This window comes from Clostridium sp. C8 (genome assembly GCF_001010885.1).
Classification (GTDB): Bacteria; Bacillota; Clostridia; order Clostridiales; family Clostridiaceae; genus Clostridium; species Clostridium sartagoforme.
Genome location: NZ_LBMX01000049.1, coordinates 39381 through 64142 on the forward strand (window position 1 = coordinate 39381; position 24762 = coordinate 64142).

The window sequence follows — 24762 nt, forward strand, 5'->3', positions numbered from 1 at the left end:
TAATAAAACTATAATAACATATTATATAAGAAATTCAAGAGGAAAATATTTGATAAAGGTATTAAGTTTAAATATTTTTAGATATTTGTCTAAATACTATAAAGTCATTTAATACAATAAAAATTTAAAGCTAGTATTAAATATATATTATTACTTATAATACATTTATACGTTAATTTTATCTTGTTAATTTAAAAACAAAATTATAACTTATAAATATGAATAATTTAAAGGTATAAAAAGTTTATAATAATTTGATTGGAGGATAAAATGAAGAAAATAAATCTAATATTTATTATAAGTATAGTATTTATAAATATGCTTAATATAAAACCTAAAGCTATTAAAATTACAGAACCAATTCGTGCAGCAGTATTGCTTTATAAAGAAGATGATTATTTTATATCATTATTAACAAATTCATTATTAGAAATAGAAAATCAAAATAAGGATATAATAGACTTTATAATTTATGACGGAAAGGACAATGAAGAATTACAAGATAAGCAATTAGATGAGGCTATAAATAGTGAAGTGGATATTATACTCTTAAATATTGTTAATGTAAAGAAATCTTATGAATTATTAGAAAAAATAAAAAAAACTAATATTCCAGTTATATTTTTTAATAGAGAACCATTTAATTTAAATAGTCTTAAAGAACATACGAATAAGGCTGTATATGTAGGAACAACAGCTTGTGATTCAGGAAATATGCAAGGGGATATGATAATTAAAGAATGGGAAAAAAATAGGATAATAGATAAAAATTCAGATAAAGCTATTCAATATGTTTTGTTTCAAGGTGATAAAGATAATTTAGAGGCTCAAAATAGAAGTGAATGTGTTATAAGAAGTATAGAAAATAAAGGAATAAAAACTAATAAGATAGCAGAAGAGTTTTGCAATTGGGATAGAGAATGTGCAAAAAAACTATGGAAAAATTATTTGAAGAGCATGGAAATGAAATAGAAGCAATAATTTCAAATAATGATCAAATGGCAATAGGAGCAATATTAGCACTTCAAGAAAATGGATATAACTTAGGTGATCCAGAAAAATATATTTCGGTTGTAGGGATAGACGGAATAGATGAAGCTAGAAAATTGATTCAGGATGGGTTTATGGCAGGAACTGTTATACAAGATTATGGGGCTATGGCAAAGGCACTTTATAGAATAGGTGTTAATTTAGCAGAAGGGAAACCAGCTTTACAAAATACAGAATATAAATTTGATGTAACAGGGATTGGAATCAGAATACCATATAATGGATACATAATAAGAAAATAATATAATTTATAATAACTATCTTTTTTTGGTGGCTATTATTTTTTTAAAATTAAAAATAGGTATTAAATATGTATATATTTCTTATACTATACTTAAAACATATATTATAAAGAACTAAGTTAAATGAGAAAGAGAAAGATATACAACCCATATAATAAATAAGTTTAAATCAATCATAATATGGAGGATAAAATGAAAAAAATAAATTCAATATGTGTTATGATAGCAATATTTATAAATGTATTTAGTATAGAACCTAAGGCTATTTTAAAAAATACAGAACCTATTCGTGCTGGGGTATTGCTTTATAAAGGAAATGACTATTTTATTTCCTTAGTAAGAAATAAATTAATAGAAATAGAAAACCAAAATAAGGATAGAATACAGTTTATAATTTATGATGGGGATGGAAATCAAGATTTGCAAGATAAGCAGTTAGCAGAACTTATAAAAGATAAAGTTGATGTTATTTTTTTGAATATTGTAAACATAAATAATGCTGATAAATTATTAGAAGAAATAAAAAAAAGCAATATTCCAGTAATATTTTTTAATAGAGAGCCATTGTCCTTAAATGGTATTAAAGAATACACAAATAAAGCAATTTATATAGAGACAACAGCTTGTGAATCAGGAAATATGCAAGGCGATGTAGTAATAAAGGAATGGAGAGATAAAGGAATTACAGATAAGAATAAAGATAATACTATACAATACTTTCTATTGCAAGGAGATAAAGATAATTTGGAGGCTCAATACAGAAGTGAATGTGTTATAAGAAGAATAGAAGAGAATGATATTAAAACTATTAAAATAGCGGAAGAGTTTTGTAATTGGGATAGAGCATGTGCAAAACAAGCTACAGAAAAGTTATTTTCACAATACGGAAAAGAAATAGAATTAATAATTTCTAATAATGACGAGATGGCAATAGGAGCTATATTAGCATTACAAGAAAATGGATATAACTTAGGCGATCCCCAAAAATATATTTCAGTTATAGGTGTTGATGGAACAGAGCAAGCAAGACAAATGATTGAAAATGGATTTATGACAGGAACTGTTATTCAAGACTCAGATGGAATGGCTACAGCTTTATATAGAATAGGAAGTAATTTAGCAGAAGGAAAACCAGCTTTACAAGATACAGATTATAAATTTGATGTAACAGGAGTAGGAATTAGGATACCATATGAGGGATATTTAATTAGAAGTTCACTAAGATAGATATAACATGGAGGAAAAAAATGAAAAAGTTAATTTTATTTAGTTTTGTATTAGTTATAATTTTAAACATATTTAGATTAGATGTAAGTGCTAATACTATAAATGAAAAATCTGTAAAAGTAGGAGTACTTTTATATAAAGAAGGTATTTGTTATATTTCTGAAATTAAGAAAGAGTTAGAAAAACTTGAAAATGAAAATAAAGATGTAATAAACTTTATATTCTATAATGCAGAGGGAAATCAAGAATTACAAAATAAGCAAATTGATGAGCTTATAGATATGAAAGTAGATGCAATATTGTTAAATATTGTAGATGTACATGAAGCAGACTCAATAATAAATAAAGTTAAGGAAAAAGATATTCCATTAATATTTTTTAACAGGGAGCCTTTATCATTGAATGGAATAAAGTCATATAATAAATCTATTTATGTAGGAACACAAGCTTGTGACGCAGGTAAAATTAAAAGTGAAATGATAATAAATGAAATGAAGAAAGGGAATATAAAGGATAAAAATAAAAATGATAGTTTAGATTATATATTATTAGAAGGAGAAAGAGATAATGTAGAAGCTCAATTAAGAAGTGAATGTGTTATAAGAGATTTAAATGAAAATGGAATTAAAACTAATGAAATAGCCACTGAAATATGTAACTGGGAAAAAGAATGTGCTAAAGAGAAAATTAATTCTTTATTTGATAAATATGGTGATAATATTGAAGTAATTATTTCAAATAATGATGATATGGCAGTAGGAGCTGTATTAGCGCTTCAAGAAAAAGGTTATAATTTAGGAGACCCAAATAAATTTATATCAGTAGTAGGAATAGGTGGAACAGGTGAAGTTAGGGATATGATAAAAAAAGGATTTATAACAGGTACAGTTATACAAGATGCTAAAGAAAAGGCAAAGATTCTTTATAAAATAGTATTAAATTTGGCTGAAGGCAAGAAAGCATTACAAGACACAGAATATAAATTTGATATAACAGGAGTTGGAGTTAGAATGCCATTTAATGGTTACTTGGTTAGAGATTAGTTAATATAAGTATAATCGGAGGAAAAATGAAAAAGATAATTTTATTAATTATAGCTGAAATATTTTATATTAATATTTTTACTACAAATGTAAGTGCTTATATTGATAATATGTCTTATATTAGAGTAGGGATATTATTGTACACTGAAGATACATATGTATCTTTAATAAAGAATGATTTTTTGAAGATAGAAGAAGAAAATAAAGATATAGTAGATTTTATATTTTATAATGCAGAGAATAATCAAGAATTGCAAAACAAACAATTAGATGAACTTATAGATATGAAAGTAGATCTAATAATATTAAATGTTGTAGATGCAAATGAATATGGTATATTAATTCATAAAATAAAACAAGCAAATATACCAGTAGTATTTATGGGGAGAGAGCCTAAATCCTTAGATATTATTGAAACTTATGATAAAGCTATATACATAGGATCTGAAACTTGTGTATCAGGAAATATACAAGGAGAAATGATAATTAATGAATTAAGAAATGAAAGCTTAGTAGACAGAAATAAGAATAATATTTTAGAATATATTTTATTACAAGGTGTTATAAATGATGTAACAACTACTCTTAGAAGTGAATGTGTTATAAAAACACTTAATGAACATGAAATTAAAACAAAAGAAATTGCATCAGAATATTGTAATTGGAATAGGGAGTGTGCTAAAGAAAGAGTAAAATATTTATTTGAGAAGAATACAGATAATATAGATGTAATAATTTCAAATAATGATGAAATGGCAATAGGTGCTATATTAGCACTTCAGGAGCTTGGATATAATAAGGGAGATCCAAAAAAATATATAGTAGTAGTAGGAATAGATGCAACAGATCCAGCAGTAAAATTAATTAGAGAAGGTGTAATGACGGGAACAGTTATACAAGATCATGAAGCTGTGGTTAAAGCAGTTTATAGAATAGGAATGAATTTAGTTAAAGAGAATCCACCTTTGCAAGGAACAGAATATAAACTGGATAAAGCAGGTGTAGCAGTTATGATACCATATAATGGTTACATAACAAGAAAATCACCAAATTTATAAAATTAATCTTTTATAAGTAAAATTTTTATGTTATAATCGTGGAGTATTTTGGAAGAATGGGGGAGTATAATCATGAAACATATTAAGACAATCAACAAGACGAATATTAAGAACAGTTTAGTAAAACCTGGTTGTAAAGAATGTGCTAACTCATGTCAATCAGCTTGCAAAACTTCATGTACAGTTGCAAACTTAGAGTGTGAAAACTAATTAACAAGAAGCGGCAACAAGTTAGTTGCTGCTTGCTTTTTAGTTTTAGCAAAGCTTTTGGAGGGATAGAAAATGTCTTTGATACACAAATTTAAACAAGGTGAAAATTATTTTGTATTAGATGTAAATACAGGAGCAGTTCATATAGTAGACGAACTAGTATATGATTTAGTACATGATGAAGGAATGAAGAATAAAGAAGAAACATTAAAAAATTTAAGTAATAAATATAATGAGGATACTATTATAGAAGCTTATGATGAAATAATGGATCTTATAAAAGATGGTTTATTATATTCAGAAGATAGATATGAAGATATAGCTCATGGATCAATGGATGATAGGGATTATATAAAGGCAGTATGCTTAAATATAATTCATGGATGTAACTTAAGATGTAAATATTGCTTTGCTGACGAAGGGGAATATAACGGAAATAAAGGTGTTATGTCAATAGAAACGGCTAAAAAAGCAATTGATTATGTAATAAAAAGAAGTGGCCCAAGAAGAAATATAGAAATAGATTTATTTGGTGGAGAACCAACTATGATAATGGATACTGTAAAAGAAATAATACAGTATGCTAGAGAAAATGAAAAAGGTTGGAAGAAAAATGTAAGATTTACTATGACAACAAACGCTACTCTACTAAATGATGAAATGATAGAGTTTATGGATAAAGAGATGGGAAACATCATACTTTCATTAGATGGAAGAAAATGTGTTAATGATAATGTAAGAATTAAAGTTGATGGAAGTGGATCTTATAATGATATAATTCCTAATATAAAAAAGATGATAAGTAAGAGAACACCAGGAAAAACATATTATGTTAGGGGAACTTTCACAAGGGCTAATACTGATTTCTTTGAAGATGTACAAGCTATGTTAAATGAAGGCTTTGATGAAATTTCTATAGAACCAGTAGTGTTAGAAGATGGAAATCCTCTTGCGCTAAGAGAAGAGGATTTGCCAGAAATAATGAAAAACTATGATAAATTATATGAAGATATGGTAAGAAGAAAAAAAGAGAAGGATGGAGAATATAACTTCTATCATTTTAATGTTGATTTAAATGGTGGACCGTGTGTTTATAAGAGGATTTCAGGTTGTGGTGCAGGATTTGAATATGTTGCAATAACTCCACAAGGTGATGTTTATCCATGTCATCAATTTGTAGGAAAAGAAGAATTTAAACTTGGAACTATATATGATGATACATACAACAAAGATCTTGGCAAAGAATTTAAAAAAGCTCATATATATAATAAACCTAAATGTAGAGATTGCTGGGCAAGATTTTATTGTAGTGGAGGGTGTCAAGCAAATAACTTTAGCTTCAATGGAGATATGAAAATACCTTATGAAGTTGGCTGTAAAATGCAAAAGAAGAGAATTGAATGTGCAATTGCTTTAAAAGCAGAATAATTTAAGTATTTCAAAATGTACAATTTACAGGTTAGATAATTAGTTTACTAAAGAAATATTGACTACAGTTTTTAATTTATGGTTGCTGCATAACTTTGTTGTGAAGCAATCATTTCTTTTATATAACTAAAAAGTTCATAATTCAACAAGGGTAAATTATTTCAATAGCTGTGAATTGTAAACTATCAGCTGAATAAAGGTGGTGAAATTATGGAGTTTATATTAAAAAATAAAATAAAACTTATATATACAAAAACTACATCTAACTTAACTTCAATATCCATATCAATAGATGCAGGTGCCTGTAAAGAAAAAAAATTATTAGGAGTAGCTCATGCAACTGAGCATATGCTTTATAAAGGTACAAAAAAGAGAAATGAAGAGAAAATAAATAAAGACTTAAGTAAAATTTTTGGTTTTCAAAATGCTATGACAAATTTTCCTTATGTTATTTATTATGGAACTATGCTAAATGAAGATTTAAAAAATGGTATAGAACTTTTTTCAGATATAATTTTAAATCCCATATTTCCAAGTGAAGGTTTTCAGGAAGAAATGAATGTAATAGTGGAAGAGTTAAAAGAATGGGATGAGGAGTTAGAACAATATTGTGAAGATAGGTTGTTTTTTAATAGTTTTTCTGAAAGAAGAATAAAGTACCCAATAATAGGTATAAGTGAGGATTTACAAAAGATAAAACTAAAAGATATACAACAGTTTTATAGAGAAAACTATTTGCCTCATAAGACCTCTATAGCAATAGTATCTTCTTTAGAGTTTGAAGAAGTTAAAAATATGGTAGAAAGATATTTTGAATCTTGGGTAAGTATATATGAGGATAATAGTAAAGAGAATATTAGTTATGAGAATTCTAATTTTGGATTTTATAGAGATATTAAAGATGGGATAAATACTTGTAAGGTTCAAATTATATTTCCAATAAATGATTTAAGTTATAATGAAATAAAAGCGTTAAGAATATTTAATGAGTATTTTGGTGAGGGAGTTAATTCAGTATTATTTGATACATTAAGAACAAAAAACGGTCTTGTATATGATGTTTTAACTAAGATTTCTTACGAAAAGTATATAAAACTCTATAAAATAACTTATAGTACTTCAAAAGAAAACTTAGATAAATCCTTAGAATTAATAAATGAATGCATAAACAAAATAGATATGTTTAAAAAAGATATAAGTGATAATGATATATTAGATTTTATAAAGTCTATAAAATTAAAAAGATGGTTTAGAGAAGAGCAAAATATAATTTTAGCTAAAGAATTATCAACATATAGTACAATGTTTGGTGATTATAAAACATACTCAGATGAGTTTAATAATATTGATTTTATAAACAAAAATTATATCCTAGATGTGGCTAAAAAAGTATTAAAAAATAAATCTATACAAGTTATAAGTAATTAATTTAAATAAAAGGGAGATATTAATGAGTAAAGCACCTTTGTTAGAAGAATTATTAAGGTATCATAAAGAACAAAATTTGATTTTATCAATGCCAGGAAACAAAAGTGGAAAAGCATTTTTAAGAGACTTATTAGGTAAGAAATTTAGAGAATCTTTAGGAGAACTGGATATTACAGAAGTTGATAATCTAGACAATTTACATTGTCCTGAAGGAGTAATAAAAGAGTCAGAAGATCTTTTAGCAAAAACTTATAATGTAAAAAAAGCATATTTTCTTGTAAATGGAAGTTCATCTGGAAACTTAGCGTCAATATTTGCAGCTTTCAATGAAGGCGATGAGGTATTAGTAGAAAGAAATTGCCATAAGTCAATTTATAATGGTATTATTTTGAGAAAGCTTAAAGTAATTTATATAGATTCTGTAGTAGATGAAGAAATGGGAGTATTTCTACCACCTAGGGAAAAAGAGATAGATGAAGCTTTAAATAAATCAACTAATCCAAAAGGAATAATACTTACAAGTCCAAATTATTTTGGAATATCTTATGATATAGAAAATAAAATAATTGAATTAAAAGAAAAGGGATTAAAAGTCATAATTGATAGTGCACATGGAGCTCATTTTGTAATAAGTAGAGAATTACCTAAATCTCTAGTGAATCTTGGTGATTATATTGTACTAAGTGCACATAAAACTTTACCAGCATTGACACAAGGAGCTTACTTATTAGTAAATGATTATAGTGAAAATATAAACTTTTATATTAAAGCGTTTATGACTACATCACCATCATACTTAATAATGGCTTCATTAGATTATTCTAGATATTATTTAGATAATTATGGCAAGGAGGATTATGAGAATTTAGTTGTTTTAGCAGAAAAATGGAAGAGAAAAATAAATCTTTTAGATAAAGCTATAATAGCTAGTGATATGGATTTAAAAGAAGGATATTCAATTGATAGGAGTAGATATTTAGTTATATTAAAAAATGGATATAGTGGCCATAAATTATTAAAATATTTTAAAAGTATTAAAATACAAGGCGAAATGAGTTTTTCCAATGGTGTAGTTCTTATATTATCGCCTTCAAATACAGAAGATGAGTTTGAAAAGATATACTTAGCTATTAAAAATTTAGATATGAATTTACTAAGATGTAATGAAAAAAATGTAGTGTTTCCTAAGATAGCACCAATTAAAGTGTTGGAGCCAAATGAAGTTTTTAATATAAATAGTATAAACATAAACATAAATGAAGCTTTAAATAAAATAGCAAAAGAATCGATAATTCCATACCCACCAGGAATACCAATAGTTTGTGCTGGCGAAAAGATAACAAAAGAAATTATAGATATCGTTAATGAATATATCCATAATAATTTAAATGTAATAGGTATAGATAATGGATATATTAAGATAATTGAAAATGAAATATAAATGTTTAAAGATGAGTAGGCAACATAATTTTTTGTTTTATATTATTAAGTGGAAGGTTTAAAGATAAATTTTTTACTATAAAAAATGAATTAGCTTTGCCTACTTTTTATAAAATTTAAAGATTATAATAAAATACCAGTTAATAAAGATATAAGACCTGCTAAACAAATAGATATAGTATTGATATTTGTATTTTTAAGACAAACAAGTATTTCAGATTTATTAGTTATAGTATATTTACTATTCCCAAATATTGATTTAAGGACAGAGAAAATACCAAATATTATAAGAGATATTCCAATTATAAAAATATAATAGTTTAAAGGAAAGTTCAATTTTCTTTGTAAATATAATGAGAGTATTAATACAATAAGAATCCAAGAAAAAGTATTTATAGTGAGCTTTTTCATAATAAAACCTTCTTTACAAATTAATAAGTAATAGACTATATCAATATTATATATCTCTAAGGAATTATTTTACAATACATTTTGTTAAGATATTATAAGAAAAAGATATGTAAATAATAGAAGATTAAAAAATTAAAGAAAATACTAGATAATTAAAGCTTTATTTTATAAATACAAAATTTATTGTTCTAATATTTAATAATAGTAATTCAAACACTTAAATAAATCTTAGTAAAGATTGACAGAAGAAATTCTTTTAAATAAAATATTTACAGGAAAGAGGAGGGAATAATTATGGAGAAAAATAAAGGAAATATTTCAATACATACAGAAAATATTTTTCCAATTATAAAAAAATGGTTATATTCTGATAAAGATATATTTATTAGAGAGCTTATTAGTAATGGGTGTGACGCTATAAGCAAGTATAAAAGGTTAGTTTCATTGGGAGAAGCAAAAGAAAATGAAAATGAAAAATATAAAGTTACAGTTTCGTTAAATAAAGATAATAAAACTTTAAAAATTATTGATAATGGAATTGGAATGACGGAAGAAGAAATTAAAAAATATATAACTCAAGTAGCGTTTTCAGGAGCAGAAGATTTTATAGAAAAATACAAAGATAAAATGGATGAGAGTACAGATATAATAGGTCATTTTGGTCTAGGATTTTATTCAGCATTCATGGTTGCTAAAAGAGTTCAAATAGATACATTATCTTATTTAAAAGAAGCAGAAGCAGTAACATGGATTTGTGATGGCGGCACAGAATATGAAGTATCTCCATGTGACGATAAAAAAGAAAGAGGAACAACTATAACTCTTTTTATTGATGATGATAGTAATGAATTTTTGGAATTATATAAAGTGAAACAAATAATAGAAAAGTATTGTTCTTTCTTACCTATAGAAATATATTTAGAAGAAGAAGATCATGAGGTTAAGGAAGAAGATAATAAACCTTTAAATGATATAACACCATTATGGATAAAGTCTCCAAAAGATTGTACGGATGAAGAGTATAAAGAATTTTATAAAAAAGTATTTATGGATTTTAATGATCCATTATTTTGGATTCATTTAAATGTAGATTATCCATTTAATTTAAAAGGAATATTATATTTCCCTAAACTAAAGCATGAATTAGAAGCTACTGAAGGACAAGTAAAGTTATATAATAACCAAGTTTTTGTTGCTGACAATATAAAAGAAGTTATACCAGATTTCCTACTATTATTAAAGGGAACAATAGATTGTCCAGATTTACCTTTAAATGTTTCAAGAAGTTTCCTTCAAAAAGATAAAGACGTTGTAAAAATATCTAAGCATATAGTTAAAAAAGTAGCAGATAAATTAGTTGGACTATATAAAAATGAAAAAGAAAATTTTAATGGTTTCTGGAAGGATATTCAAATATTTATTAAATACGGTTGTTTAAGAGATGAAAGCTTCTATGATAAGATAAAAGATATTATCATTTTTAGAAGATTAAATGGTGAATATATAACCTTAAAGGAATATTTAGAAGATAATAAAGATAAACATGAAAATAAAGTTTTTTATGTAACAGATGAGAAACAACAATCACAATATATTAAAATGTTTAAAGAAGCAGATTTAGATGCTTTAATTTTAGATTGTTCAATAGATAATCATTTTATTAGCTTCTTAGAATCAAAAGAAAATAGTGTCACATTTACTAGAATAGATTCTGACATTTCTGAAACACTTAAAAATAATGAAAGTGAAGATTTGAAAGAAGCAAATACTAAATTAGAAGAATTATTTAAAGAAGCAACTTTAAATAAAGTAAATAGTATTAAAGTTGAAAATTTGAAAAATTCAGGGACACCTGCTATTATACTAGTTTCAGAGCAATCAAGAAGAATGCTTGAAATGAGCAAAATGTTCGGCGGGATGGAAATGCCAAACATGTTTGTGGAAGAAAAAACTTTAGTTATAAATAATAATAACTCAATAATTAAAAAATTAGCGTCATTAGATTATGAAAATAAAAAAGATGATATTAATTTAATATGTAAATATATTTTAGATTTAGCGTTAATATCTAATAAGGAATTAAATGCTGAAGAAATGAATGATTTTATTAATAGAAGTAATGAGTTATTAAATAAAGTAATAGAATTATAAAGTAAAATTAAAAGATATTAATAAAAAATAGAGCTATTTAAAATTAATAGTTCTATTTTTTTTATTGATTTTAACATTGTATCGGTACAATAGACAAAATGTAATTATTGGATTATTATAAAATAAATACTTAATAAAAAGCGGGTGCACTTATGAATTGGGTAAAAAAGGTAGCAACAATAAATGATTTATCTGGAATAGGAAGATGTTCACTAACAGTAGCACTTCCAATATTATCAGCTTTAGGGGTACAATGTTGTCCATTTCCGACAGCTATACTTTCTTCTCAGACTGGATTTGATAAATTTTCATTTTTAGATATAACTAATGAAATGAATAATTATAAAAAAGTTTGGAAAGAGTTGAATATAAAATTTGATTGTATATATAGTGGTTTTTTAGGTTCAGAAAAGCAAATTGATATAGTGTTAGATTTTGTGTTAGATAATAAAAATTCTTTAATTGTTATAGATCCTGTTATGGGGGATAATGGAATGATTTATGATACTTTCACAGAAAATATGTGCAATAAAATGAAAAAACTTATCTCTATTGCAAATATAGTAACACCAAATTTAACTGAGGCTTGCATATTAACAGGTGAAGATTATAAAAAGAATAAGATGAGTGATGAAATAATAAAAGAAATTGCTGTTAAAATATCCGAAATGGGTCCTAAAAAAGTTATTATTACAGGAATAATAAGAGAAAATAAAATTTACAATTTTGTTTATGATAAAGAAGAAGATAAAGTTTTTATGGTAAAAGAATATTTTAATAATGAGTCTTATAGTGGAACTGGAGACATATTTACATCAATAATTATAGGGTTATTATTAAATGGACATGATTTGAATTTTGCTATTAAAGAAGCTTCTAACTTTATATATGAAGCTATTCAATATACATCTAAATTTAAAACTAATCCTAAGGAAGGGATAATGTTTGAAGCATTTTTAAAGGAGTTGATTTTGATAAATGAAAGAAAATATTAAAACAAGAAATTTAGTAATAACAGCACTTTTTGCAGCATTAATATATGTAATAACAGCATTTTTGCATATTCCTACAGGGTTTAATGGGGGATATATTCATTTAGGTGATATTCTTATATATTTATCAGCTGTATTATTACCCACACCTTATGCTATGATATCCGCAGCAATAGGGGCTGGGCTTTCAGATGCATTATCTGGAGGAATGCTTTGGGTTTTACCAACAATAATAATTAAGCCAGTTATGGTATTATTTTTTACATCTAAAGATAATAATATTATTTGCAAAAGAAATATAAGTGCTGTATTTTTAGCAGGAATAGTAGGATGGTTTGGATATTATTTGGCTGGAGGAATTATATCAGGAAATTTTATAGCACCACTTGCAACTTTTTTTATGGAGTTAATACAACCTATAGCAAGTGGAATAATATTTCTAATGCTTAGTTATTCTTTAGATAGGATAAAAATTAGAAAAAGATTATCTTTACAAGTAAAATAATTTAAATATTATAATAAAGTAAGTATAATAAATATGGCTGTCTCAAGGACAGCCATATTTATTATTAAGCATTATCAATTATTTTAAAGAATAAATCTTCTATGTTGCCCATTTCGTTGTATTTTTCTTTTAAATATTCCTTGCTTCCAGAGTCTACTATTTTACCTTCTTTCATTAAAATCATAGTATCACTAATTTCTTCCATTGAAGCTAATATGTGAGTACTAACCAGTATAGTCTTCCCAAGAGATTTTATTTTAGATAACATATCTCTAAATTCCTTTATTCCATTTGGATCTAACCCTACAAATGGCTCATCAATTAAAATTATATTTGGATCATGAATTAATGCCATTATAATAGAAACTTTTTGTTTCATACCTTTAGATAAATCTTTAGCAAGAGAATCTTTCTTATTAGATAAATTGAAAATATTCATTAAATCTTCAGCTTTGCTTGTCCAATCCTTGATTTTATAAGCTAGAGCTATAAATTTAAAATGTTCCCAAACTGTTAATAAATTATATAAATCAGGTGTTTCTGGTATATATGCTAAGGTTTCTCTTATAGTTCTATCTTTAGTTGACTTGCCATCTATTAAAACATCACCGCAATCTTTTCTTAATAGAGAAAGTATGCATTTTAAGGTAGTAGTCTTACCAGCACCATTTGGACCACATAATATGGCTATTTCCCCAGTATTTAAACTAAATGATATATTATCAATTGCTTTATTTTTCTTAAATGATTTAGACAAATTTTTTACTTCTAACATATTTTCCTCCTATTAATTCTTAATACTCTATAAGATCGAATAGTTTATTGCATAATAATATTAATAAACCTAGATAAAGACCTATTATTACAGTTAATACTCCAAAAGCTATATAAGTATTAAGTGTTAATCCATATGTAGCTCCAGTTGCTAAAAATGGAATCATTATAATTATCATTAATACAAAGGTTGCAAGCATTCCAGGGCCAGATTCATTATCTTTTGGCATAAGAAGTATCAATATTAAATTAAGCAATTTTATTACAAGAGAAAATGCTAGTGTTAGTATATAACATCCTATTCCTAAGATTAAGAATTCTGAATTTAAAACAATTGAAGGTATAAGCATTATACTAATTCTAATTAGTAATACTAAAAGCTCATCTAAGACTGTAGAAAGAATTTTATTTATTGGTTTTCCAGGGATAATGTATATATACACATTTTTTAATTCTCTAGACAACTCAGAAAAGTTAGATGAAATAAGACCTATATAAACTGTTCCAACTGAAATTGCGATAATTGAAATTAATTGATTTCCTTGTAATGTTACATATCCCCCTATAGCGCCAATAATAATGTTAAATAAGAATAACAAATATTTCTTTAATGAAGTTTGTTTTCTTTTTCTAATAATAGAAGATTTCCAATATAATGATAGCACTCCCCATCTTTCTTTAGAGTTACTATTTAAGTTAACATTTTTTATTTCCTTTTCCATTTGTGAATGAACATCTTTTTTATTATTTTTTAATTGCTTAATCCTTTCATTTTGTACAGATACTTTTTCAGCTATTTCTTCATAGTAGTCAGTATTTAGAGCTGTAAATAAAAAACAATTAAGTACAGTTAATACAATTAAGTACACTATGTCGAATATTGGTGGTGTAACTGTTTCAGTTAAAAGTAATGATATAAAGTTTATAATAGAACAAACTACTGGTAACTTAACCAGAAAACTATCAAAAATAGAAAGAGATAATTCAAAAAAGTTAAAGTTAAATGTCCATAGTTTATATAAATAAAATAAAACTATTAAGCATGTAATACCTTGTAATATGTAGGATATAATCTTAAACTTTTTTATTAGACCTGTTTTAACTTTCAATGCAAAAAATAAGTATGATAGCGAAATAAATAATAAGAATATAAAGAAGAAACCAAAAGCTATTGGTAATAATCCTATTAATGATAAATTAGTTGAAGCTAAAAGCATAAGTATAATGAAAAGAATACTTAAGAAGAAACTAGCTACACCTTTTATAGCACTACGAGCCATAGAATAAAAAAGTATTATTTTGTTATTCAATGGTGAAGGAAATAAATAATTAATATCTGAAATTGAAAAGTTACTTGGTGCATAATCATTTAAATAATGTGCTAAAACAAATAATATAATAATAACAGATAGTACAGCTATTATTCCAAGTGAAGCTTGTTGAATTTCTGATGTTATAGATATTTTAGATTCATTTTTAAATATTGAAATAATAATTGAAGAAAAACAGACTCCAAAGAAAATAATAATTGAAAATAGTTTTTTTAGAAAGAGAATTGGATTAGTGAAAATTTGAAAAAAGAAATTTTTAATTTTTAAAAGATCTAAATATATTAAAACTTTTAAATCATTCATTTAAATACCTCCCAAAGTTGTTTGTTAAATTATAGCAAATAATATTATATATAACAAGAAGAATGTTAAATTATAGTCAATACACTTAAACATCACTACTTTTTAATAGTGATTATTTGACATAAACTATTATAGAATATATGATTATAGTACATAAAACATAAGAAGGATACGGTGGTGAAGGTAATGGATTTTTCTAATATTCAACACAGATTTATAAATCATAAAAATTCAGGATATCAAATGCTAAAGGGTAATGAAGGTACAGGAAAGAGTACTGCATCGATATATAAAACAATAAATTTAGAAAATAATTACTGCATTTATGAGGAGGACAAGATTTTACTTGTAACATCTAATTACACTAAAGCTCATGAAGCAATAGAACTTTATAAAAAAGAAAGTAGTGAGAATTATTTTTATTCATTATTTTCATTAGAAAAAGATAGAGTAAATATTGTATCAATAGAAGAACTTATTGATACATATTCTAAAGCATTTAGAAGAAAAAAAGGACTAGCTATGCAGGTTATAGATAAAATAAAGTCTTTAGAGATTTTGAAAGACTTAGAGGATGAAATATTATTATTTCATAAAAAATCTAAATTTCTTCAAAAAGTAACAATTGAGTTTGTATTAGAAGAAATTTTATGGATTAAAGCAAGTAATCTTTCTAAAAAGGAATATTTAGAAGTTGATAGAAAAGGTAGAGGTGGAAGAATCAAAAAATCTTCTTACACAAGAGAGGCTATATATAAAATTAAAGATTTATATAATGATAAATTAATTGCTAAAGGATACATGGATGAATATGACCATGTTTTATATGCTATCTTGTATATAAATAATCATGGTGGCCTATATAGTCATATCATATTAGATGATATGGAGAAGTTTACTAAGGGTGAAATAGATTTTATAAAAGCTATTTATAAAAATATGGCTCATTCTTCATTTATTTTTGTGTTAAATAATGAATTCAATAATAAAGAAAATTCCTGGATGATTAAAGGAAGAAAAGTAAATACTTTAGGTGTTGATGTAAAAGGAAAAAGCTTTAATTTCAAAATCAAATATGAAGAAGAGAAGAGAAAACAAGTAAATACAGTTGAAAAATATAGATATATTAACTTAAAAAACAAGGGAATTATAGAGTTTAATATAGACACTGCTTCGAATAAAAAAGAAATATTTGAAGGAAATGATATTTGTTATAACGAAAATGAATTAGAAGATATTCCAATGTTTAATAATATAGCAGCTGGAACACCTATAGAAATAAATGATAATATAGAAGGTAACTTTTATATACCAAAGTATTGGCTTGAAAGAGGAAAAGATATATTTATCTTAAGAGTAAAAGGAGATTCTATGGTGGAAAAAGATATTTGTGATGGGGACTTAGTTGTTATTAAAAAGCAAGGCACAGCAAATCACAATGAAATAGTAGCTGCAAGTTTAGATGGAGAGGCAACATTAAAAACATTAAACTTAAATGGTGATTCACCGAAGTTAATGCCAGCCAATTCCTTATATGCTCCAATTAATTTAGAAAATAAAGAAGTTAATATATTAGGAGTTGCAATTGGAATAATAAAACAGGATTTATCTCACAATTAAGAAGATAAAGAGGTAGATATTAAATTAAATCTATTATGTAATAAGCTTTTAAGTTTAGAAATTTTATAAGCAATTTCTTCTATAAATTATAATTATTAAAGATAATTATAAAAATATTTCCTGGAAAATAAAGTAAATCAACATAATAATGCTTTTTGACTAATACATATTTTATATAAGTTAAAATATGTAGGAGGTTTTTATGAATCTAGAATTTTTAAATGATAAAAAAAGAAAAATATTAGATAATATTAATTATGCTAAAAACTCTGATATAAATAAGGTTTCAGCAATACTTATGTGTAATGATGAAGAGGTACAAAAAGAATTATTAGCTTGGTTAGCATTAGAAGGGTACAAGGTTTCATTAATAAAAGATGAAATAAATATTTTAACAATTGAATGGTAGAGTTATTAAAATAGCTGAGATAGAGAAGCTTATAGGGCTTTTCTATTTTTTTATTATAGTTAAAATTAAATAAGTCATAAATATGAAATAATTAGGGAATAAATATGGTAGTATAATAAATAATAAAGTTATAAAAGATAATTAATTTTATAATATTTTGATATCTGGAGATTTATTATGATGATTGAAAAAGAATTTTATAGGCAAGGAGCTATTGAAGTAGCTCAAAGTATATTAGGACATTACTTAGTTAGAGAAATTGATGGTATAAAAATTAAATCTAAAATAGTAGAAACAGAAAGTTATATAGGAGCTACAGATAAAGCTTGTCATGCGTATAATTATAAAAAAACAGAGAGAACAAAACCTTTGTTCGAAGAAGGCGGAATAGCGTATGTTTATTTTATTTATGGGTTATATCATTGTTTTAATATAGTAACTAATATAAAAGATGAGCCAGAGGCAGTTTTAATAAGAGCTGTTGAACCTATTGATAATTTTGATTATTTATCTAATATTAGATTTAAGAAAAGTTATAATGAGTTAACAAATGTACAAAAGAGAAATTTAACCAATGGACCATCTAAGCTATGTACTGCTTTAAGTATTACAAGAGAAGATAACTATAAAAAGTTATATCTAAATAATGGATTATATCTAGAATATAATGAAAGCAAAAATATTGAAATAGTTAAAACCACCAGAGTAGGGATAGATTATGCAGAAGAAGCTAAGGATTTTAAGTGGAGATTTTATATTAAAGATAACCCATATGTTTCAAAAAAATAAATACAAATGGAATGAATATTTATTTTAAAGAGGAAAAAAACTATTAGTGATTATAAACTAAGGAGGAAATTAAAATGAAGTTAAAAAAATTATTAATAGTAATTTGTTTATTGACTATTTTTTCAGGAATTTTAGTTGGAGCAAAACCAGAGAAAGGAATATCAGCTAAAAGTCCAGTTGTAATAGGAGAAGTATTAGAAGTACAAAAATCAGAAGATGGAAATACAAGAGTTACTATACAGGGTTATATAAAGGGAAAGGAAGTTAGTAAAATAACTGTAGTTGGGATAATAGATAATGAAACAAAAGTTATGAATTCAACAAATGATAAAAAAGAAGATATAGTTATTGACAAGGGAGATTTAGTATATGCAAGAGTAAATGAAGCTATGACTAAGTCAGAACCCCCACAAACAGTTATTAAAAGAATATTTATTACTAAGAATAAATAGAAATTTTATTCAAATGGCTTTATAATATAAATGGAGGGTGTAGTATGACAAATATAAAAAAAGAAGAATTAAAAAGTAAATTAACAGAAATTCAATATAAAGTTACACAGGAAAACTCTACAGAGCCACCTTTCATAAATGAATATAATGATAATTTTAAAGAAGGAATTTATGTAGATATAGTTTCTTTAGAACCATTATTTATTTCAACGGATAAATTTAATTCTGGTTGCGGATGGCCAGCTTTTTCAAAACCAATAGATAGAAAATTAATTGAAGAAAAAGTAGATAAAAGCCATGGTATGGTGAGAACAGAAGTAAGAAGTAAAAATTCAGATTCTCATTTAGGGCATGTGTTTTGTGATGGACCAAAAGAATTAGGTGGACTTAGATATTGTATTAATTCTGCAGCATTAAAATTTATACCTAGAAATCAAATGAAAGAAAAGGGCTACGAAAAATATTTAGATTTGTTTGAAAATAAATAGTAAAGGTGGTATCCACTTTTACTTTTTATTTAAATTAAAATAAAGGGAATAATTTACATAATGAATTTATTTTTGTTATAATTAAGGGACAACCTATCAATAAAATATTTAAATAGTTGTATGGGAGAAGAAGATGAGCAATAGAGACAAAACTACTAAAAGAAGAAATAGTAAAACTAAAGGTATTTATTCAAGAGAAAGAGCATTATATAGCAGCATAATTATTTGTATAATATTTTTAGCTTTAATAGGACGGTTAACTTATATTATGATATATAAAAATAAAGAATATAAGCATATGGCTCAAGGTCAATGGAACTCTCAAGTAACTGTAGAAGCAGATAGGGGAGATATAAAAGATAGAAGTGGGTCAATACTAGCAACTTCAATAGATGTATATAGAGTAGATTTAGATTTAAAAGCAATAGATACATATATAACTGATGAAGAAATTGCAAAAGATAAAGTTGTGGAAAGTCTAGCTACTGCTTCAGGATTAACGATAGATGAGGTAAATAAAAAGTTAAATCCAATTAATGAAGAAGGCATTGAAGTAAAAACTAGTACTCTTATTACTGGAATTGAAAAAGAAGTTGCTGATAAAATTAAGGCTTTAGATATATATGGGGTTATTATTTCAATAAATCCCAAAAGATACTATCCAAATAATAACTTCTTAGCCCATGTATTAGGTGGTGTAAATTCTGATAATGTTGGGTTAAATGGAGTAGAGCTTGAGTATAACGCTCAGCTAAAAGGTTTAGCAGGATATAAAATAGCAGAAGTAGATGGTTCGCTAAAAGAATTACCGTTCCAGACTATAAAATATGCGAGCCCTGTTAACGGTAATGATGTTACATTGACTATAGATGAAAATATCCAATTAATGGCAGAAAAAGCTGCTGAAAAGGGATTTGAAGATAATAAAGCTAAAGAAGTTTCAATAATAGTTATGAATCCAAATAATGGTGAAATTTTAGCTATGGTAAATAAGCCAGATTTTAATCCTAATAATCCATATGAAGAATATGAAAAGTTTGATGGAGAAAATGATTTTGAAAAACTTCAAAATATGTTTAGAAATAGTGCTATAAGCAATAATTTTGAACCAGGATCAACATTTAAAAATATTACTATGGCAGCTGCAATAGAAGAAGGAGTTGCACATGAAAATGATACATTTTATTGTGATGGAGGGGTGAAGTTTGGTTCAACAACTATAAAATGCTGGAATACAGCTGGACACGGGACTCAAACTCTTCCTCAAATATTACAGAATTCTTGTAATGTAGGATTTATGGAATTAGGATCTAGATTAGGTAGTGCAAAACTAAGAGAGTATATAGATAAATTTGAATTTGGTAAATTAACTAAAATTGATCTTCCAGGGGAATCAGAGGGAATAATAAAATCAGTAAGTGATATGAGTGAAATGGATTTAGCAACTATATCTTTTGGACAAACTAATACTGTAAGCAGCATTCAACTTATGAGAGCATTTAATGCAATAGCAAATGGAGGAACCTTAATTCAACCTCATATGATGAAAGAGATATCTCATGAAGCTAGCAATGGAACAAAAGTTATAGATGAACAATTTAATCCAATTATAGAAAAAAGTATAATTTCAGAAGCAACAACAGCAACATTAAGAGATTATTTAGAAAGAACTATAAATCAAGGTCAGGAAATAGGGGCCTTTATGGGAAAAGATAGAAGAGTTGGAGGAAAGACAGGAACAGCTCAAAAAGTTGATCCTATATTAGGAGGATACTCAGCAGATAAATATATAGCCTCTGTAGTTGCTCTATATCCTGTGGAAAATCCACAAGTAACTATATTTATAAAAGTTGAAGATCCAAGTGCAGGAAATTATTATGGTGGCCCAGTAACAACTCCAATATTAAAATCATTATTATCTGAAATATTTACTTATATGGATTCTCAAGTTTATACTGAAAGATATTCATATAAGAATAAAGTAGTAGTACCTGAACTAAGAGGGAAATCAGTTAATGAAGCTAAAAAGATATTAGAAAATAGTAAATTAAATATTGATATAGGTAAAGATACTTCAAAAGTAACTAATATGGAACCATATCCAGGCTCATTAGTTGAAGAAAATGCTGTTATAAGTTTGAATGTAGATGATTATAAAAATGATATTGATAAGCTTATAATGCCAGATTTAAAAGGTAAAACTTTGGAAGAAGCAACTAATATTTTAAATAGTTTGGAAATAACATATAAAACCAATGGAAGTGGAGTAGTAGAAAGTCAAGATGTTATTGCTGGAAAACTAATTGAAAAAGGAACAAAAGTAAAATTAGATTTGAAATAATAAGATAGTAGGAGATAAGATGGATAAAGTAAGAGCGTTAAGTATAAAAGGGAGAAGTAGAAGCCGGTCAACTTCAAGAAGAAAAAAAATAAAAATGAAAAATATTGATTATAGTTTGTTATGTGCTATATTAGTCTTGCTAGTTATAGGAATAATTATGGTATATTCATCAAGTTCATACTATGCTTTATACCAAAAAGATGTATATAATTCAGATTTTTATTTTTTTAAAGAAATAACATGGTCTGTAGTAGGTATAATAGGAATGCTTGTTACAATGTCCATAGATTATCACATATATAAGAGATGGACACCTTGGATAGTATTAATTACATTAGGATTATTAGTAGTGGTTTTATTTGCTGGTGCAGATATAAATGGAGCTGTTAGATGGATAAGACTTGGACCATTATCTTTTCAACCATCTGAGCTAGCAAAATATGTAGTTGTTCTTTATTTAGCATTATTAATAGATCAAAGAAAAGGAAAAATCAAGAAATTTGCAGAAGGAACAATATTTTATTTAGCTATAGCAGGAGTTTTTGCATTACTAATATTACTTGAAAAAAACTTAAGTATAACTGCTATAGTTATGATGGTTGCATTTGTTATGATATTAGCAGGTGGAGCTAAAATAAGTCATTTACTTTCACTTATTCCAATGGGATTAGCAGCAGGAATGGGATTGATTTTTATAGAAAGCTATAGGCTAAAAAGACTTACAAGCTTTTTAAATCCATGGGCAGATACATCAGGAGATAGCTATCAACTTATACAATCTCTTTATGCTCTTGGTTCAGGTGGATTATTTGGTGTAGGACTTGGAAATTCAAGGCAGAAAGCTCTTTTTATGCCTGAACCACATAATGACTTTATATTTGCTATTATAGGTGAAGAATTGGGGCTTATTGGATGTATATTTATAATTTGTCTTTTTATATTTATAGCAATAAAGGGGACATCTATAGCAGTTAAAGCAAGAGACAATTATGGGTATCTACTTGCTATTGGAATAATTTCAGTAATTTCTATACAAGCTATAATAAATATTGCAGTTGTAACTGGATCTATGCCTGTAACAGGTGTTCCAATGCCACTTATAAGTTATGGTGGAACATCCTTAGTTTTTAATTTATCAGCAATTGGAATATTATTAAATATTTCAAGACAAGGTAAAGAAGAGGAATTAAATTGATAAATAATGTATATATTTATTATATAAGTTTATATATTTTTAAATCTTTATTAAGTTAATGGAAAAAATTTATATATAGATGTATAATAGACGCATATTAAAAACTATAAAATATGTTTGGAGGAGATGACTATGAAGACAGTTATTTTAACAGATTCTTGTTGTGATTTACCTATAGATTTTGTGAAAGAAAACAATATAGAAGTAATGCCACTTAGAGTTAACATAAAAGGTAAGGAAATTAAAGATGATTTGGGGCAGAGTATAGAGTATAAAGCGTTTTATGATATGATAAGAGAAGGAGAAATGCCTTCAACATCGCAGGTTAATGCATATGAATTTACAGAGGTTTTTGAGAAATATTCTAACCAAGGCTATTCAATAATTTATATAGGTTTTTCATCAGCATTAAGTGGATGTGTAAATAGTGCAAGAATAGCGAAAGAAAATGTTGAAGGAGAAATTTCTTCAGCGGATATAACTATAATAGATACAAAATGTGCATCTATGGGGTTAGGGCTGGTAGTTTACTATGCAGCTAGTATGCTTAAAAATGGAGCAAGTAAAGACGAGGTAGTAGCTTGGATAGAAGATAATAAATTAAAAGTTAACCATTGGTTCACAGTAGATGATTTAAATCATTTAAAAAGAGGTGGAAGGGTATCTAGTACTGCTGCTATAGTAGGAACTATGTTAAATATAAAGCCTATATTACATGTAGATGATGAAGGAAGATTAATACCTGTATCTAAAGTAAAGGGAAGGAAAAAATCAATTAAGGGTTTGCAAGAAAGTTTGAAAGAGCGAATTATAAAGCCAGAAGAACAAACAATATTTATAAGCCATGGAGATTGTTTAAGTGAAGCTGAACATTTAAAGGATTTAATTTTAGATGAAGTACAGGTTAAAGAAGTTATTATAAATAATGTAGGTCCAGCAGTAGGTTCACATTCAGGGCCTGGGACAATTGCATTATTTTTTATTGGAGAGAGTAGGTAATAAAATAAATATATAAAAATTAATAAATTTATTGGTATTATTCATTAGTATTTAAAAAGATTAATATATTTTAAGAGTTATCTAAAATTCATTTTAGATAACTCTTTTATATATCTGATAAAATTAGTATTACTTATATTTTATATTGTTAATTACTTTAATCAATAAATTGAATAAGTTGAATTATTTTTTAGATAATGTTAAAGTGTAATATAGGTTAAAATATAATTATTACACTTTAAGAAAAATGGCATTGGAGGGGTTGGTTGTATGTATGAATACATAGTAGGGATATATAAAGGGATATATAAAGATTATATTATTATTGAAAATAATGGAATCGGATACAAAATATTTACATCAGGAGCAACTATGTCATCTATGCCTAAAGTTGACGATGAAGCTAAACTTTATATTGAGCAAATAGTAAGAGAAGATTTTATTGGATTATATGGATTTAATTCTAGGGAAGAACTTGAAATGTTTAAGTTACTTCTTTCTATAAATGGAGTTGGTTCAAAAGCAGCGTTATCATTATTATCTATCAGTAGAATAAACAACTTGAAATATGCAATAATGATGGGAGATGAAAAGCATCTTTGTAGAGCACCTGGAATCGGGAAGAAGACGGCGGCAAGAATTATACTAGAGCTTAAAGATAAAATAAAGAAAGAAGAAATGATTAGTGGAATTCAAGATTCAGGAGAGTTTGAAGATTTAGTTCCAACCAATGCAAGTAATATAGCAGAGGCATTAGGAGCGCTTTTAGCTCTTGGTTATTCAGAAAAAGAAGCAGAAGCTTCGATTAAAAAAGTTGACAGAACAGATACATTAGAAAACATAATAAAAAATTGTTTAAAGGTTCTTATGGGATAG

General features: G+C 26.0%; 21 protein-coding genes and 1 pseudogene. 20 read left to right on the forward strand and 2 right to left on the reverse strand.

Features of this window, described 5'->3' with window-relative positions:
- Positions 1 to 318 precede the first annotated feature (318 nt).
- The 11 genes and pseudogenes from AAT22_RS07820 to AAT22_RS07875 all read left to right on the forward strand — a co-directional run bounded on the left by AAT22_RS07820 (position 319) and on the right by AAT22_RS07875 (position 13185).
- Positions 319 to 1292 (forward strand): annotated as a pseudogene (locus AAT22_RS07820) (galactose ABC transporter substrate-binding protein).
- A gap of 192 nt (positions 1293 to 1484) precedes the next feature.
- The gene (locus tag AAT22_RS07825) at positions 1485 to 2519 is read left to right on the forward strand and encodes a galactose ABC transporter substrate-binding protein (protein ID WP_047000810.1); all 1035 of its coding nucleotides are present in this window, start codon (positions 1485 to 1487) and stop codon (positions 2517 to 2519) included.
- 20 nt (positions 2520 to 2539) lie between these two features.
- Complete coding sequence (locus AAT22_RS07830; protein WP_047000811.1) at positions 2540 to 3562, forward strand: galactose ABC transporter substrate-binding protein; 1023 nt, start codon at positions 2540 to 2542, stop codon at positions 3560 to 3562.
- Positions 3563 to 3588: 26 nt separating this feature from the next.
- Complete coding sequence (locus AAT22_RS07835; protein ID WP_047000812.1) at positions 3589 to 4620, forward strand: galactose ABC transporter substrate-binding protein; 1032 nt, start codon at positions 3589 to 3591, stop codon at positions 4618 to 4620.
- A gap of 72 nt (positions 4621 to 4692) precedes the next feature.
- The gene (gene scfA / locus AAT22_RS07840; RefSeq protein WP_016208429.1) at positions 4693 to 4830 is read left to right on the forward strand and encodes a six-cysteine ranthipeptide SCIFF; all 138 of its coding nucleotides are present in this window, start codon (positions 4693 to 4695) and stop codon (positions 4828 to 4830) included.
- Positions 4831 to 4902: 72 nt separating this feature from the next.
- Positions 4903 to 6258: a thioether cross-link-forming SCIFF peptide maturase gene (gene scfB / locus AAT22_RS07845; RefSeq protein WP_047000813.1), complete on the forward strand. Its 1356-nt coding sequence runs from the start codon at positions 4903 to 4905 to the stop codon at positions 6256 to 6258.
- 207 nt (positions 6259 to 6465) lie between these two features.
- Positions 6466 to 7686, forward strand: a complete 1221-nt coding sequence (locus AAT22_RS07850) for a pitrilysin family protein (RefSeq protein ID WP_040436969.1) — start codon at positions 6466 to 6468, stop codon at positions 7684 to 7686.
- A gap of 22 nt (positions 7687 to 7708) precedes the next feature.
- Entirely contained in the window at positions 7709 to 9127 is a 1419-nt protein-coding gene (locus AAT22_RS07855; RefSeq protein ID WP_016208426.1) for an aminotransferase class I/II-fold pyridoxal phosphate-dependent enzyme, read from the forward strand.
- A 704-nt stretch (positions 9128 to 9831) separates the two neighbouring features.
- Positions 9832 to 11688 (forward strand): molecular chaperone HtpG, encoded by a 1857-nt coding sequence (gene htpG, locus AAT22_RS07865; RefSeq protein ID WP_047000814.1) that lies wholly within the window; start codon positions 9832 to 9834, stop codon positions 11686 to 11688.
- Positions 11689 to 11840: 152 nt separating this feature from the next.
- Positions 11841 to 12683, forward strand: a complete 843-nt coding sequence (locus tag AAT22_RS07870) for a pyridoxamine kinase (RefSeq protein WP_047000815.1) — start codon at positions 11841 to 11843, stop codon at positions 12681 to 12683.
- The gene (locus tag AAT22_RS07875; RefSeq protein ID WP_047000816.1) at positions 12667 to 13185 is read left to right on the forward strand and encodes a TIGR04002 family protein; all 519 of its coding nucleotides are present in this window, start codon (positions 12667 to 12669) and stop codon (positions 13183 to 13185) included. The genes AAT22_RS07870 and AAT22_RS07875 overlap by 17 nt, the downstream gene beginning before the upstream one ends.
- A gap of 64 nt (positions 13186 to 13249) precedes the next feature.
- On the opposite strand, the gene AAT22_RS07880 is transcribed toward AAT22_RS07875, so the two are convergent.
- Together AAT22_RS07880 and AAT22_RS07885 are read right to left on the reverse strand one after the other, a co-directional pair.
- The gene (locus AAT22_RS07880; RefSeq protein ID WP_016208421.1) at positions 13250 to 13960 is read right to left on the reverse strand and encodes an ABC transporter ATP-binding protein; all 711 of its coding nucleotides are present in this window, start codon (positions 13958 to 13960) and stop codon (positions 13250 to 13252) included.
- Between the two features lie 19 nt (positions 13961 to 13979).
- A complete protein-coding gene (locus tag AAT22_RS07885) occupies positions 13980 to 15593 on the reverse strand; it encodes a putative ABC exporter domain-containing protein (RefSeq protein ID WP_047000817.1) in 1614 nt (537 codons plus the stop codon).
- A 174-nt stretch (positions 15594 to 15767) separates the two neighbouring features.
- Here AAT22_RS07885 and lexA point away from each other — a divergent pair, with 174 nt between their 5' ends.
- From lexA to ruvA, 9 genes are all read left to right on the forward strand, one after another.
- Positions 15768 to 17213 carry a transcriptional repressor LexA gene (lexA, locus tag AAT22_RS07890; RefSeq protein WP_242849800.1) on the forward strand — a complete coding sequence of 482 codons (1446 nt, stop codon included), beginning with the start codon at positions 15768 to 15770 and terminating at the stop codon, positions 17211 to 17213.
- Between the two features lie 202 nt (positions 17214 to 17415).
- On the forward strand, positions 17416 to 17622 hold the full coding sequence (locus AAT22_RS07895; RefSeq protein ID WP_016208417.1) for a hypothetical protein: 207 nt from the start codon (positions 17416 to 17418) through the stop codon (positions 17620 to 17622).
- Between the two features lie 177 nt (positions 17623 to 17799).
- Positions 17800 to 18411: a DNA-3-methyladenine glycosylase gene (locus AAT22_RS07900; protein WP_047000818.1), complete on the forward strand. Its 612-nt coding sequence runs from the start codon at positions 17800 to 17802 to the stop codon at positions 18409 to 18411.
- Between the two features lie 74 nt (positions 18412 to 18485).
- Entirely contained in the window at positions 18486 to 18863 is a 378-nt protein-coding gene (locus AAT22_RS07905; RefSeq protein ID WP_016208414.1) for a hypothetical protein, read from the forward strand.
- A gap of 44 nt (positions 18864 to 18907) precedes the next feature.
- Positions 18908 to 19351, forward strand: a complete 444-nt coding sequence (msrB, locus tag AAT22_RS07910; RefSeq protein ID WP_016208413.1) for a peptide-methionine (R)-S-oxide reductase MsrB — start codon at positions 18908 to 18910, stop codon at positions 19349 to 19351.
- Between the two features lie 133 nt (positions 19352 to 19484).
- Positions 19485 to 21692: a stage V sporulation protein D gene (locus AAT22_RS07915; RefSeq protein WP_016208412.1), complete on the forward strand. Its 2208-nt coding sequence runs from the start codon at positions 19485 to 19487 to the stop codon at positions 21690 to 21692.
- Between the two features lie 19 nt (positions 21693 to 21711).
- Positions 21712 to 22887: a stage V sporulation protein E gene (gene spoVE, locus AAT22_RS07920; protein WP_016208411.1), complete on the forward strand. Its 1176-nt coding sequence runs from the start codon at positions 21712 to 21714 to the stop codon at positions 22885 to 22887.
- A 132-nt stretch (positions 22888 to 23019) separates the two neighbouring features.
- Positions 23020 to 23886, forward strand: coding sequence for a DegV family protein (locus AAT22_RS07925; protein WP_047000819.1), 867 nt, complete (start codon positions 23020 to 23022; stop codon positions 23884 to 23886).
- A 270-nt stretch (positions 23887 to 24156) separates the two neighbouring features.
- On the forward strand, positions 24157 to 24762 hold the full coding sequence (gene ruvA, locus AAT22_RS07930; protein WP_047000820.1) for a Holliday junction branch migration protein RuvA: 606 nt from the start codon (positions 24157 to 24159) through the stop codon (positions 24760 to 24762).